The sequence below is a fragment of the Amycolatopsis sp. NPDC052450 genome, assembly GCF_044547565.1.
Taxonomy (GTDB): Bacteria; Actinomycetota; Actinomycetes; order Mycobacteriales; family Pseudonocardiaceae; genus Amycolatopsis.
This window is the reverse complement of sequence record NZ_JBIUAQ010000025.1, coordinates 66,564-79,672: the sequence shown is the minus strand read 5'-3', so window position 1 is coordinate 79,672 and position 13,109 is coordinate 66,564. Positions and strand designations below refer to the sequence as shown.

General features: G+C 70.1%; 12 protein-coding genes. 9 read left to right on the top strand and 3 right to left on the bottom strand.

Features of this window, described 5'->3' with window-relative positions; translation table 11 throughout:
* Positions 1–321: 321 nt before the first annotated feature.
* Positions 322–2,103, bottom strand: a complete 1,782-nt coding sequence (locus ACIHAO_RS31705) for an ABC transporter ATP-binding protein (protein WP_396564030.1) — start codon at positions 2,101–2,103, stop codon at positions 322–324.
* Between the two features lie 157 nt (positions 2,104–2,260).
* Between ACIHAO_RS31705 and mshB the strand changes: the two genes are divergently transcribed.
* Genes mshB through ACIHAO_RS31690 form a run of 3 tightly spaced genes read left to right on the top strand, consistent with a single transcriptional unit; the run spans position 2,261 to position 4,309 of the window.
* Positions 2,261–3,103, top strand: coding sequence for an N-acetyl-1-D-myo-inositol-2-amino-2-deoxy-alpha-D-glucopyranoside deacetylase (mshB, locus tag ACIHAO_RS31700; RefSeq protein WP_396564028.1), 843 nt, complete (start codon positions 2,261–2,263; stop codon positions 3,101–3,103).
* Complete coding sequence (locus ACIHAO_RS31695) at positions 3,100–3,525, top strand: hypothetical protein (RefSeq protein ID WP_396564026.1); 426 nt, start codon at positions 3,100–3,102, stop codon at positions 3,523–3,525. The genes mshB and ACIHAO_RS31695 overlap by 4 nt, the downstream gene beginning before the upstream one ends.
* Positions 3,518–4,309 carry a hypothetical protein gene (locus tag ACIHAO_RS31690; RefSeq protein ID WP_396564024.1) on the top strand — a complete coding sequence of 264 codons (792 nt, stop codon included), beginning with the start codon at positions 3,518–3,520 and terminating at the stop codon, positions 4,307–4,309. The genes ACIHAO_RS31695 and ACIHAO_RS31690 overlap by 8 nt, the downstream gene beginning before the upstream one ends.
* 4 nt (positions 4,310–4,313) lie before the next feature.
* Here ACIHAO_RS31690 and ACIHAO_RS31685 read toward each other — a convergent pair whose 3' ends face one another.
* Positions 4,314–5,075, bottom strand: a complete 762-nt coding sequence (locus ACIHAO_RS31685) for a site-2 protease family protein (RefSeq protein ID WP_396564127.1) — start codon at positions 5,073–5,075, stop codon at positions 4,314–4,316.
* A 171-nt stretch (positions 5,076–5,246) separates the two neighbouring features.
* Between ACIHAO_RS31685 and ACIHAO_RS31680 the strand changes: the two genes are divergently transcribed.
* Together ACIHAO_RS31680 and ACIHAO_RS31675 are read left to right on the top strand one after the other, a co-directional pair.
* The gene (locus ACIHAO_RS31680; RefSeq protein WP_007028952.1) at positions 5,247–5,630 is read left to right on the top strand and encodes a WhiB family transcriptional regulator; all 384 of its coding nucleotides are present in this window, start codon (positions 5,247–5,249) and stop codon (positions 5,628–5,630) included.
* Between the two features lie 132 nt (positions 5,631–5,762).
* Positions 5,763–9,026 (top strand): glycosyltransferase, encoded by a 3,264-nt coding sequence (locus ACIHAO_RS31675; RefSeq protein WP_396564021.1) that lies wholly within the window; start codon positions 5,763–5,765, stop codon positions 9,024–9,026.
* 363 nt (positions 9,027–9,389) lie between these two features.
* Here ACIHAO_RS31675 and ACIHAO_RS31670 read toward each other — a convergent pair whose 3' ends face one another.
* Positions 9,390–9,821 carry a metallopeptidase family protein gene (locus ACIHAO_RS31670; RefSeq protein ID WP_016337110.1) on the bottom strand — a complete coding sequence of 144 codons (432 nt, stop codon included), beginning with the start codon at positions 9,819–9,821 and terminating at the stop codon, positions 9,390–9,392.
* A gap of 116 nt (positions 9,822–9,937) precedes the next feature.
* Between ACIHAO_RS31670 and ACIHAO_RS31665 the strand changes: the two genes are divergently transcribed.
* The 4 genes from ACIHAO_RS31665 (at position 9,938) to ACIHAO_RS31650 (ending at position 13,068) form a co-directional block, all read left to right on the top strand.
* Positions 9,938–10,291: a DUF3499 domain-containing protein gene (locus ACIHAO_RS31665; RefSeq protein ID WP_073848429.1), complete on the top strand. Its 354-nt coding sequence runs from the start codon at positions 9,938–9,940 to the stop codon at positions 10,289–10,291.
* 72 nt (positions 10,292–10,363) lie between these two features.
* Positions 10,364–11,719 carry a phosphomannomutase/phosphoglucomutase gene (locus tag ACIHAO_RS31660; protein WP_396564019.1) on the top strand — a complete coding sequence of 452 codons (1,356 nt, stop codon included), beginning with the start codon at positions 10,364–10,366 and terminating at the stop codon, positions 11,717–11,719.
* A gap of 52 nt (positions 11,720–11,771) precedes the next feature.
* Entirely contained in the window at positions 11,772–11,993 is a 222-nt protein-coding gene (locus ACIHAO_RS31655) for a Trm112 family protein (protein WP_125673982.1), read from the top strand.
* Positions 11,977–13,068: a hypothetical protein gene (locus ACIHAO_RS31650; protein ID WP_396564017.1), complete on the top strand. Its 1,092-nt coding sequence runs from the start codon at positions 11,977–11,979 to the stop codon at positions 13,066–13,068. Before ACIHAO_RS31655 ends, ACIHAO_RS31650 begins: the two co-directional genes overlap by 17 nt.
* The last annotated feature ends 41 nt before the right edge of the window (positions 13,069–13,109 follow it).

Below are 13,109 nucleotides of genomic sequence, written 5' to 3'. Positions count from 1 at the left end.
GAAGTCTCCGGTCGGGCGCTGGCGCGCCCTTCCCGGAGACCCTGGGGTGCTGTCGGCGACGCATTCACGCGCTTCAGGACCGGGCTCAAGCCGTAACTCGCGTGTTCGGAGCCGTATCTCACGTGTCTGAAGCCGTATCTCACGTGATTGAAGGCCGAACTCGTACATCCGGCTGGAAACACGCGAGTTACGGCTTCAATCACGTGAGTTACGGCTCCAATCACGCGTGATCCGGCTCGGGACACACCGTGCCGTAGCTACACGAAGGCCCCCTTCACCGCGTCTGACGCGGTGAAGGGGGCCTTCGTGTACTGCCAGAGGTCAGTCGGCCACCGGGGCCAGCTTGCCCGCCTGCCAGGCCGCACGCCGTTCGGCCTGCAACACCGGGTCCGCGACCGGAGCGGCCGACAGCAGACGACGGGTGTAGTCCTCGCGCGGCGAGTGCAGCACCTGGTCACGCGTGCCGACCTCGACCAGCTTGCCGTACTGCATCACCGCGACGCGGTCGGCCAGCAGGTCGACGACGGCGAGGTCGTGGCTGATGAACAGGCAGGCGAACTGCAGCGAGCGCTGCAGGTCGAGGAACAGGTCCAGCACGCGGGCCTGCACCGACACGTCCAGCGCCGAGGTCGGCTCGTCCGCGATCAGCAGCGCCGGGTCGAGCGAGAGCGCTCGCGCGATGGCGACGCGCTGGCGCTGGCCGCCGGACAGCTCGTGCGGGTACCGGTTGCGGTAGTGGCCGCCGAGCTCGACCTTGTCCAAAAGGGACGCCACGCGCTCGTTCAGGGCCTTGCCCTGCAGGAACTTGTGCAGCACCATCGGCTCGGCGATCGATTCGCCGATGGTCATCTTCGGGTCCAGTGTGGACGCCGGGTCCTGGAACACGATCGAGAAGTAGCGGCGCAGCGGGCGCAGCTCCTTGTTCGACATGTTCGTGATGTCCTTGCCCGCGATCGACACGGTGCCCGCGGTCGGGCTCAGCAGGCGGATCGCGCAGCGGCCGACCGTCGACTTGCCGGAGCCGGACTCGCCGACCAGGCCGACGATCTCGCCCTTGGCGATGCTCAGCGAGACGTCGTCCACCGCGCGGTTCTTCGCCTGGCCGCGGCGGCCCGGGTACTCCAGCACGAGGTTCTTGATCTCGAGCGCCGGGGCGTCGGCCTCGATCACGGCCTCCAGTTCGGCGTCGGCGAGACGGATCTCTTCGGCGATCTTCGAGGCCTCGTCGCTGTCGGCGTCGATGCCGGAGTCGTCGAGCAGGCGGCGTCCTTCGGGGCGCTGGCCGAGCACGGGGACGGCGGCGAGCAGCTTGCGGGTGTACTCCACCTGCGGCGACGCGAACAGGTCGCGCACCGGCGCCTGCTCGACGATGTTGCCCTGGTACATCACGACCACGCGGTCGGCGAGGTCGGCGACGACGCCCATGTCGTGCGTGATGAGCACGATCGCGGTGTTGAGGGTGTCGCGCAGCTTGCGCAGCAGGCCGAGGATCTCCGCCTGCACGGTGACGTCGAGGGCCGTGGTCGGCTCGTCGGCGATGATCACCTTCGGGTCGCACGAGATCGCCATCGCGATGACGACGCGCTGCCGCAGACCGCCGGAAAGCTGGTGCGGGTACTGCTTGAAGCGCAGCGGCGGGTTCGGGATGCCGACCATCTCGAGCAGCTCGATGGCGCGCTTGTCGGCGGCTTCCTTCGAGATGTCCTGGTGCGAGCGGAGCGCCTCGCGCAGCTGCCAGCCGACGGTGTAGACCGGGTTCAGCGCGGTCATCGGCTCCTGGAAGATCATCGCGACCTGGTTGCCGCGGATCTTCTGGAGTTCCTTCTCCTTGAGGTCGGCCAGGTTGCGGTCGCCGAGGCGAAGCTCGCCGGCGATCCGGCTCGTCTTCGGGAGCAGCCCGAGCACCGACATCGAGGTCACCGACTTGCCGGAACCGGACTCACCGACCACCGCGACGATCTCGCCCGGCTTGACGTCGAATCCGATGCCCTTGACGGCGTCGACCACGCCGTCGTCGGTCGGGAACGAGACGCTCAGGTCGGAGATGGACAGAACCGAACCCGACACGCCGCCGAGGTCCGACGATGCTGCTTCAGTGCTCACCAAGATGCCCTTCGTGGGGGTACATATGGTCACGGCGCAAAGCCCGTGACTCGCGCGAGGATAACCGAGAGTCGCCCGACTAAGGTCGGTGCTCGGGGCTTCCGTTCCCGACACCCTATAAAGGAAAGCGCGCCGTGTTCGAATTAGTCTTCAAGCCGTGATCTCCGACCGGCCCAAATTGCTCCTCGTACACGCCCATCCGGACGACGAGAGCATCACCACCGGCGGCACCATCGCGCGCTATGCGGCGGAAGGCGCCGAAGTGACCGTCGTCACGTGCACTCTCGGTGAGGAAGGCGAGATCATCCCGCCGTCCCTCGGCGGGCTCGGTTCGTGGGCTTCCGATCAGCTCGGCGGCTACCGCGCGGGCGAGCTGGCGTCGGCCTGCGCGGCGCTGGGCGTCTCCCGGCACCGGTATCTCGGCGGAATCGGCCGCTGGCGTGACTCGGGGATGGCCGGGACGCCGTCCGCGGCCCATCCGCGCGCGTTCTCCGGCGGTGACCTCGGCGAGCAGGTGGCTCAGCTCGCGGAGATCCTGGACGAGGTCCGGCCCCAGGTCGTCGTCACATACGACGCTTTCGGGGGCTACGGGCACCCTGACCACATCCGCGCGCACGAGGTCACCATGGCCGCGGCGCCGGAGGCCGAGTCGGTCGAGCGGGTCTTCCACACTGTTTCTTCCCGCGACGCGGTCGCGGCCGGGCTCGCCGCGCTGCGCGGACGCTCGTCGTTCCGGGTCCCGGAAGACGGCGAACTGCCGGTGACGCCGGACGAGACCATCACGACCGTCCTCGACGTCGGCGCACACATCCCGGCGAAGGCCGCCGCGCTGCGGGCGCACGAGACCCAGGTCAGCGTGCCCGCCCCGCCCGCCTTCGCCGACCACTTCGCGCTGAGCAACGACGTCGCGCAGCCGATCACCCCGAACGAGTACTTCGTGCTCGCGCACGGACCGGCCGAAGGTGCCGCGGCCGATCTGTTCGGGGGACTCGCGAAGTGACCGAGCCGTCACCGCCGCTCACTTCGCGACAGCGCCTGCTGCTCGCCTTGCTGACCTTCGACGCCTTATTGCTCGGACTGCTCGAACTGTTCTTCCTGCCGCTCCGGCTCGACGGGATCGTGCTGCCGAAGCTCGGTGACTTCCCGATGCCGGTGACCGTGGTGCTCGCGGTGATCACCACCCCGTTGCTGGTGCGGACGACCGCGAAAGTGGTGCGGCCCTCCTTTTCGGTGATTCCGCTGCTCGTCTGGGTACTAGTCGTACTCGGAATGGGCGTGACCGGACCAGGTGGTGATCTGGTGCTGATACAGGACTGGCGCGCACTGCTGCTGATCGGCGGCGGGGCGTTGCCGGGAGCGCTGGCGCTGGGTGGCGGTCTGGGCAGTGCGGCGAAGGTCGCGAAGGGAGTCAGCAGTGGGTGAAGCGATTTCGGACCGCCAGGTCGTTGCGGTGCTGCGGCCGTTCGTCCGCGCCTGCGGGCCGATGGTCGACGCGCTGCGTGACGCGGATCCGTTCGGTCTGCAGGCCAGGGGGCGTCGTCACGAGGATCTGGACGGCGTCGAACCGGGGCTGAAGGACAAGCTGCTCAACGGGATCACCTCGGTCAAGGTGCCCGGCACCGCGGCGTGGGCCGAGATGTCGAACTATCAGCGGACCGACTGGTGGGTGAACCGGGTCGGCCGGTTCACCGCGCTGATCACCGCGATCCCCGGTCTCGGCGGCGCGCTCGCCGACCGGCTGCCCGTGCAGGACGCGCTCGGCTCGGCGGCGCAGGGAATGCTGCTGTGCGCGATCGCGGGGGAGTACGGCGTGACCGACGTCGGCGCCCGGGTCCGGCTGATCGCGTGGGTGCTTTTCGAACGCGACATCGATCCGGTGATCGCGGCGGGCAAACACGCCGAACACGACAAGGCCGCGGAAGACGACGAAGCGGCGAAGCTCACCGAAGAACTCGACGACGCGAAGAAGAAGCACGGCAAGGTCACCCTGAAGGCGGCCGCCGGCACGCTGTGGCGGCTCGGGCGGGGACTCCTGGGCATCGTCGACGAACTCGAGAAGCGGCCGCGCGGCCGTCTTTTCCACCGTGCGCTCGGGAAGCTGCCGGTGGTCGGCATGGCGGGCGACTACCTCGGCGAGCGGTCCGGCCTCAAACGCGTCTGGAAGCGGGCGCACGCATGGTTCACCGAGCACCCCGAAGGCAAGTGACCGCTCACTTCCAGAACATGAACGCGTCTTGTCCATATTGGGCGGCGAGCGTGAACCCTCCGACGGAGTCGAAGACCGCGTAAGACCCCTGCCACAGCAACGAGCTGGCTCCGGGTACGAGGAACAGCACGGCGAACAGCACGAGCGGCGCCCACGGCCGGGCCTTCGCGCCGAACTCACGCGCGCCGGGCGAAAGGTAGGGCTCGATCGCGCCCCAGCCGTCGAGACCGGGGATCGGCAGGATGTTCAGGATGAACGTGACGATCTGAAGCAGCGCCAGGAACGAGATCCCGATCACGAGACCGGACGTCATCGGCACCAGCGCGACGAGAAGCGTCAGCACCACGCCGACGCCGAGGTTGCTCAGCGGCCCGGCGAGCGAAACCCACGACTGGACACTTCGCGACCGCAGGCGCCCGTGTTCGATCCAGACCGCGCCACCCGGCAGCGGGATGCCGCCGATGAAGAGGAATACCAACGGCAGGATGATGGACAGTGCCGGATCCGTGTATTTCCGGACGTCCATGGACAGGTAACCCTTGTGGGCGACGCTGCTGTCACCACCGCGGAACGCCACGAGCGCGTGGCCGAACTCGTGGAGCGTCAGTGACGCGACCCAGCCGCCCGCGACGAGCAGGACGACGCCGATGATGATGAGCGGGTCGTACTTCTGGCTGGAAATGGTGGTCGTGTCACCGAAAGCCGCCAGTACACCGCCAAGGACGGTGACCGCGAGGATGCCGAGGAAGATCGGGCTTGGCCGCACTGCTGATCTCTGCACCCCTCCAGTCTTCCGTATGCCCGATGTGAAGTTCTCGGCGTGTCCCCTTGCGCGATGGGGCGCGGGTATCCCCCGAACTCGCTACTCCGCTTGACCTGACCGCACTACACGGGTGTAATCACAGTGATGTCATTCGTCGCTGGAAGGGGGCGGCGGATGGTGTTTCAACACCGCCAGCCTGGGGAGTGCGTGGACAGCGAGGAGGCGGACGTGCGGTTGGAAGCAGATGGAAGGGAATGGGGGCAAGTCGTGGGTTGGGGTGAGGTCCCGGAGCAGCAACTGGGCGATCTCACCGAGCTTTTCGACGATGCCTCCGCGGAAGAGCAGGACTGGCAGGAACGGGCCCTCTGCGCGCAGACGGACCCGGAGGCGTTCTTCCCCGAGAAGGGCGGCTCCACCCGCGAAGCCAAGCGGATCTGCCTCGGTTGCGAGGTCAAGGACGAGTGCCTCGAGTACGCCCTCGCGCATGACGAGCGGTTCGGTATTTGGGGCGGGCTCTCCGAACGTGAGCGTAGGAAACTGAAAAAGCGAGCTGTGTGACGGCGATCTCCGGTGGCCCCGTGCGCCGGAGATCGCTTCCGCCCGCTTCCACATAGTGGGGCCACCAACGGGTGACAGGGTCGCGTCGTAGGGTGGCGGCACTCGACTTCGCCGCCACATCTGGAGTGCCCGTTGTCTCGCACTGCCGCGTCACCTGCGCTGCGCACGGTCCCCGTACTGGCCATTGTGGTCTGTCACAACGGCGAGAACTGGTTGCCACTGGCGCTTTCCGCGCTGCGGCGCAGCGGCGTCCGGCCGCGGCACATCCTCGCGGTCGACACCGGTTCCACGGACCGGACCGCGCAAATCCTCGCCGACGCGGCGTCGGTCGGCGAAGCGCCGGTCTTGGACGGAATTCTCACACTTTCCCGTGATGTCGGCTTCGGTGCCGCCGTCGGCGAGGCCGTCGAGCACGCCGTCGAACGCTGGGGCGATCCCGGCGGCTGGCTCTGGCTGCTGCACGACGACTGCGCGCCGGAACCCGACTGTCTCGAAAATCTGTTGGCAGCGGCCGAAAATGAGCCCGCGGCGACGGTGCTCGGCCCGCTCGCGGTGGACTGGAGCGATCCGCGGCTCATCGTCGAAGCCGGGCTGTCGACCGACGCCATCGGCCACCGACAGCAGATCTCGCCCGACGAGACCGACACCGCGGTGCTCGCCGTGCCGAGCGCGGGATCGCTGGTGCGGCGCGAAGTCTGGCACGACCTCGGCGGCTACGACCCCGGATTTCCCTTGCTGCGCGAGGATCTCGACTTCGGCTGGCGTGCCAACGCCGCGGGTGGCCGCGTGCTTTCGGTGCCGGCGGCCCGGCTCCGGCACGCTCGCGCGCTCAGCACCGGACAGCGCGAACCGGACGCCCTCAGCCTTCCTCTCGCGACGGCGAACCGCGCGCACGGGCTCCGGGTGTTCCTCGTCAATTGCTCCCCACTGTCCTTTTGGTTCGGCCTTTTTCGAATTCCGGTGTTCGCGGTGTTGCGGGCGCTGGCGTTCCTGCTGTTGCGGCGCACCGGCGAGGCGGGCGCGGAACTCGCGGCCACCTGGTACCTGCTGCGCGGTCGCGGCGGGCTGCGCGCGGCCCGCGCCGGACGCGGGAAGATCGGTGGTGTCCGCGGTCTGTTCACCGGGCGGACGACGCGGCTGCGCAACGCCGTCCGCGCCGGTGTCGTCGGCCTCGTCCGGCGCGGGGTGGAACGGGATTTCGCGCTCGGGACGGTGCCCGAAAGCGCGGATCAGGAAGGGGCCTGGATCCCGCCGGAGGCGGTGAAGGCCGGGCAGGATCGTCCCGTCGGGCCCGGCGCGCTGCCCGCGGGCGCGATGCGCGGGGTCGGCTCGCGGGGGACGGGTCTGCGGCGGCCCAGCGCGGTCGTCGCTGTCGCGGTTCCCGAGAAATCCACTTCGGAGGGTCCGAAACCATCCCCGGTGCCGCGTGACGGCGGACGGCGGCCGGAGCCGGAACTCGTGTTCGTCGAGGTCGACCGGAAGCGCGTGCTCGGCGCGACCGTGTTCGCGCCGCCGGTGATCGTGCTCGTGGCGCTGACGGCGCTCGCGTTGGTGATCAACGGTTCCCGGCTCGGGCTCGATCTCTTCGGCGGGAAGCTGCTGCCGGTCGGCGGGCTCGGCGAGATCTGGTCGTCGTATCTCGCGCCGTGGCACGCGGTCGCCGGTGGGACGGCGAGTCCGGCGCCCGCGACGCTGCCGGTGCTGGGCACCCTCGGCGCGATCTTCACGCCGATCGGTGGACCCGCGGCGCTGGTCGCGATCCTGATGATCGGCGACATCCCGCTCGCCGCCCTGAGCGCGTACGCCGCCACTCGGCACCTTCGCGTGCGTCGCTGGGTTCGAGCCGTCGTCGCGGCGGCGTACGGCGTGCTTCCCGCGGCCACGGCTTCGGTCGCGCAGGGACGGCTCGACGTCGTCGTCGTGCATCTGCTGCTGCCACTGGTGATCGCGGGCATCGTCGGGCTGCTGGTCCGCGCGGACTCGCGCTGGCTGCACGTTTCCGCGCTGAGCGCGATCGGCCTGGCGCTGATCGGCGCCTTCTCGCCACTGGCGCACGCACTGGCCGTGGTCGGGCTGGTGATCGGGTTCGTGGTGCTGCCTTCGCCGACCGGGCTCGCTCGGCGGATCGCGTCGGTCGGCATCGTGGTCTTCCTGCCGCTGGCGTTGCTGCTGCCGTGGCCGAGTGTGCTGCTGCGGCATCCGGAACTACTGCTGCACGGGCTCGGCGGTGGTGCCACGGCCGCCTCCGGCGCCGACCTCGCCGGACTGGACCCCGGCGGTCCCGGCGCGTGGCCGATCGGGGTGGCGCTGGTCGCGGCCGCGATCGTCGCCTTGGTCGTCCGGCCGTCGAAGGGCGCGGGCGGCGGTGTCGCGGTCGTCGTGCTGGGAGTACTCGGCCTCGTGGCGGTGCGGTTCGTGGCGGTGACTCCGATGTCGGGCGGCGCGCACGCGACCGGGTACGCCGGGGTGCCGCTGCTGGTGATCAGCGCGGGACTGCTGTGGACGGTGCTGGCGACCTGGCAGCGGGGTGGGTCCGGTGTCGATCCGGCGCCGTGGCTGGCGAAGGTCACGGCCGTGGCCGGGGTGCTGGTGCTGCTCGCGCTGGCGACCGGCGCGGTCGTCGCCGGACGGGAAGGACCTTTACGGGCGGGTGAGCGTCCTTCGCTCGCCCCGGAGATTTCCGCGGAGCTGGCTTCGAGCGGCCGATCCGTGCTGGTGATCGGCGACCTCGCCCGGCAGACCGGTGGGCGGTTGCCGAGTTTCGGCGACGACGAACTCGCGCCGACGCCGGGCAGCGCCGATCGGCTCGCCTCGTGGCGCCGGGACCTTCTGCAAGGCTCGCCGGACGCGGTCAAACAGGCCTTCGCGGCGGCCTTGGCCTCGGGGGTCTCGTATGTCGTTCTGCCGAGCGGTGCCGGCGGCGGTGTTTTCGTCGAACTCGCGCGGGATCTGGTCGCCCCGGCGGCGCCGACTTCGGACGGGCGTCCGGTGCTTCGCCTGGTGCCCGCCGGTGGGCAGGTGGCGTTGATCTCGCCGGAACTGGCGCAGGCGGCCGTGACCGGCAAGGGCGCGCCCGGCGCGTCGCCCGGGGTGGCGCCGGTGCAGGCCGGGCTGCCCGACGTGCGGGTGCGTGTCTCGGAAGGCCCGACCGGGCGGCTGCTCGTGCTGGCCGCGGAGCTCGAGGCCGGCTGGCAGGCGAGCGTGGACGGCAAAGCCGTGCCGATCGTGCGGGCTTGGGGCCACCAGGTTGCGGTCTCGGTGCCGCCTACGCCTTCGGAGGTGGTGGTGGAGCACCAGGGCACCACGCGGAACCTGCTGCTGCTGGCGCAAGTGGCGGCGGTGCTGTTCACGCTGCTGACCGCCGTGCCTACGCGGAGGCGACCTGCGGTTTCTTGAGGCTTTCGGCTTCGCGCTGTCCTGAAGGTGCCCTTTGAGACGTTGAGCGTCCCAAAGGTGCCCTTCAAGACACTCGCGCTGCCGAGCTCCCACTCCAGCCCCGGCCGGCCTCCTGGCGCCGGGGCCCTCTGGTGCCGGACGCCCCCAATGTGGCATTGGGGACGGTGAGTGTCCCCAATGCCACATTGGGGGCGCCCCGCCTTCAGCGTCCGACCACGCTCCCGGAGTTGCCCACAGCCCCTTCCCCTTGTGGACAACTCGGCGCTCCAGCCCCGTTTCCGCAGGTCCCGTCGCTACTCTGCGATACGCTGGGCTGGGGACGCCCCCCGGGGAAGGGCGGGGGCTGGGGTGCGGAGGTGAGGGTTATTCGCCTTCGATGACGTCGGGTTCGACGCCCAGGTAGCCCGCCACCTGTTCGACGAGGACGTCGTGGACGAGTTCCGCGAGTTCGCCGGGGTCTTTCGCGCGTGCTTCGAGGGGGCGGCGGTAGAGGACGATGCGGGCCCGCGTGGGGAGGCCGGCGCGGTCGACGCCGGCGGGCACGAGCCGCGACAGCGGGACGGCGCCGTCGTGCAACACGCCGTCCACTCCGGCCGGTGCGCCATCCGAGCGAACTTCGGGGACGTCGTCGACGGCGACGTCGAGCTTCGTCAGCTCGTGCCGCCACCGCGCTTCGATCGGTTCGAGCGCGTCCAAAACCAGCGCGTCGAACCTTTCCGCCCTGCTAGCGGCGGCGGGAAGGGTCGACGGATACAGCGCTCCGCGCAGGCCCCGGCCGTGCCGGTCCCGGCGCATCCGCCGTCGCTGTCGGGAATCACGAGCCGTCGCCACGAACCGAAGGGTACGCGCTCGGCGAATCAAAGCGCGTGTCGCCGGTACGCCCGGCCCGTGACGCGCTATCGTTCTCGATCGTGCGGAGCGTACGAAAGTGTTCGCGAACGGGTTGCCTCGAACCCGCTGTCGCCACGCTCACGTATGCCTACAGCGATTCGACAGCCGTCGTGGGGCCACTGGCCACCGCGAGCGAACCGCACTCCTATGACCTCTGCGAAGCCCACGCCCTCCGGCTGACCGTGCCCAAGGGCTGGGAAGTCGTCCGGCACGAAGGGGCCTTCGCCGCTCCGGACCCGTCCGCGGACGAGCTGACCGCGCTGGCCGAGGCCGTGCGTGAAGCGGGCCGTTCCGACAAGCCCGCGCCCGAGCCCGAACCCGAGGGACCCTCGGGCAGGCGCGGCCACCTGCGCGTCCTGCCCGGCCGCGCCTGACGCGAGTGCTCGCCGGTAGGCTTTCGAGCGCGCCAGAGGGCGTTGTAACGAGACTATTGGCGGGGAGCAGGCGTGCCAGACCTTTCGGGCATCGTGAAGGCCTACGACATTCGCGGCGTGGTCGGTGAGCAGCTGGACGCGGCACTCGTCCGCGACCTCGGTTCGGCCTTCGCCCTGTTGATCAAACCCGAGTCGGACGCGATCGTCATCGGCCACGACATGCGCGACTCCTCGCCCGAGCTGTCCGCCGCCTTCTCCGACGGCGTGACCTCGCAGGGCCTCGACGTCGTGTCGATCGGCCTCGCCAGCACCGACCAGCTCTACTTCGCGTCCGGATCGCTCAACCTGCCGGGCGCCATGTTCACCGCCAGCCACAACCCGGCGAAGTACAACGGCATCAAGCTGTGCCGCTCCGGCGCCGCCCCGGTCGGGCAGGACTCCGGTCTCGCGGAGATCCGCGACACCGTCGAGCAGGGCGTGCCCGCCTTCGCAGGCCAGCGCGGTTCGGTGACCGAGAAGGACGTTCTCGCGGACTACGCGGCATACCTGCGCAAACTCGTCGACCTGTCCGGCAGCCGCCCGCTGAAGGTCGTCGTCGACGCGGGCAACGGCATGGGCGGCCACACCGTCCCGACGGTCTTCGCGGGCCTGCCCATCGAGGTCGTGCCGATGTACTTCGAGCTCGACGGCAACTTCCCGAACCACGAGGCCAACCCGCTCGACCCGAAGAACATCGTCGACCTCCAGGCGAAGGTACGCGAAGAAAGCGCCGACGCGGGTCTCGCCTTCGACGGCGACGCGGACCGCTGCTTCGTCGTCGACGAGCGCGGCGAGCCGGTGTCGCCGAGCGCCATCACCGCGCTGGTCGCGATCCGGGAGCTGGAGAAGGAGCCGGGCGGCACCATCATCCACAACCTGATCACGTCGAAGGGTGTCCCGGAGATCGTCGCCGAGCACGGCGGCAAACCGGTGCGCACCCGGGTCGGGCACTCGTTCATCAAGGCCGAGATGGCCAAGACCGGCGCGATCTTCGGCGGCGAGCACTCCGCCCACTACTACTTCCGCGACTTCTGGCGCGCCGACACCGGCATGCTGGCCGCGCTGCACGTCCTCGCCGCCCTCGGCGAGCAGACGGGCCCGCTGTCCGAGCTGACCGCGGAGTACTCGCGTTATGCGGCCTCCGGTGAGATCAACTCGACGGTCGACGACCAGGTCGCGCGCATGATGGCGGTCAAGGACGCGTTCGGCGCCCGCGACGGCGTCGAAATCGACGAACTGGACGGGCTCACCGTGCAGCTTCCCGGCGGCGGCTGGTTCAACCTGCGCCCGTCCAACACCGAGCCGCTGCTCCGCCTGAACGTCGAGGCCGCCGACGCCGAGGCCGTCCGGGCGCTGACCGAAGACGTATTGGCGATCGTCCGTGGGTAACGAATGTGTCGTGAAAACACACATCGAGACGTCCCACAGGTAGGGAGTAACCATGGCCGTCACGTTCGACGCACAGTTGCTGGAGATCCTGGCCTGCCCGTCCCCTGATCACGCGCCGCTGCGGCCGGGGACGACGGCCGACCCGGAGGCCGACGCGCTGACCTGCACCGAGTGCGGTCGGGTGTATCCGGTCCGTGATGGAATCCCGGTACTGTTGCTGGACGAAGCCACCGAGCCGACGACCCCGGATGGCGATCATGCCGACGGTCCCTGACGATTCCCTGCTCGACGATCCCGCGAGGCTGGCCGAGGCCGACACCGCGGGGCTTCTCCGTGCCGCCGCGATGGCGGGCGCCCAGGTCCGGGCGATGGCCGAAGCCGCGGCCGAACTCGAGCTGAGCGACCGGCTGGACGTCGGCCGCCCGCGCTCGCTCGTGCTGATCGACCGGCCGGGCGTCAGCCGGACGCTGACCCGGCTGATCGGCGCGCTCCTCGCCCCGTCGTGCCCGGTGCCGGTGGTCGTCGCCGAGGTGGTGCCGAGCTGGATCGGCGCGCTCGACGTCGTCTTCGCGCACACCGACGACGCCGGTGACCGCGAGCTGGCCGCGTCACTGGAACGTGCCGCCCGGTTCGGGGCGACCGTCGTGCTGTCCGCGCCCGCGGAAGGCCCGGTGGCCGCCGCCGTCGCGGGCAAGGGGTTGCTGCTCGCGCCGAGGATCCCGGTTCCGCCGGAGATGGCCTTCCCGCGCGGTCTCGCGGCCGCCCTGCTCACCGCGAACGCGCTCGGCCTGCTGGTGGCCGACCTGGAGCAGCTCGCCGACCACCTCGACGCGGAAGCCGAGAAGGACTACCTGTCCAGGGATTCGTTCGCGAACCCGGCCAAGGCGATGGCGCTGAAGATGGCCGACCGGCAGCCGCTGCTGTGGGGGCTGGACCCGGTCGCCGTCGCCGTCGGCGAGCACGCGGCCCACGCGTTCGCCGCGCACGCCGCCGTCGTCTGTGACGCGGAGGACTACCGCCAGGCGCTGGCCAGGCCCGCCTTGCGGCGGGCGGCGTTGTCCGGCGGCCGGGATCGCGATATCTTCGCGGACCCGGAGGAGGGGAACGGTTCGGCGCCGAGGGTGTTGCTCCTCTCGGTTCGGACGGGACCGGCCGCGGACGCGGCCCGTTTTGAGGCGGAAGACCTGCTGCCCGGTGCGGATGTGATCGCCCCGGCCGAAGAGATCGAAACGGACGAGATCGTGCGTGCGGCCGTTCTCGCGCTGCGTTTCGAGCTGGCCGCGGTCTATCTGGGGCTGGCCGTCGGCAGCATCGGCGGCGCCGGGAGGTACACGCCCGCAACGGCGTGAGTCCCGAGCGCGACGTAAGCAATGAGGGCCGGCACCACCCG

Bases quoted from the DNA above. Each gene is read 5' to 3' on its own strand.
- ACIHAO_RS31680 (WP_007028952.1), top strand. From the start codon at position 5,247: ATGGTGTTTCAACACCGCCAGCCTGGGGAGTGCGTGGACAGCGAGGAG.
- ACIHAO_RS31670 (WP_016337110.1), bottom strand. From the start codon at position 9,821: ATGCGCCGGGACCGGCACGGCCGGGGCCTGCGCGGAGCGCTGTATCCG.
- ACIHAO_RS31655 (WP_125673982.1), top strand. From the start codon at position 11,772: ATGGCCGTCACGTTCGACGCACAGTTGCTGGAGATCCTGGCCTGCCCG.
- ACIHAO_RS31650 (WP_396564017.1), top strand. From the start codon at position 11,977: ATGCCGACGGTCCCTGACGATTCCCTGCTCGACGATCCCGCGAGGCTG.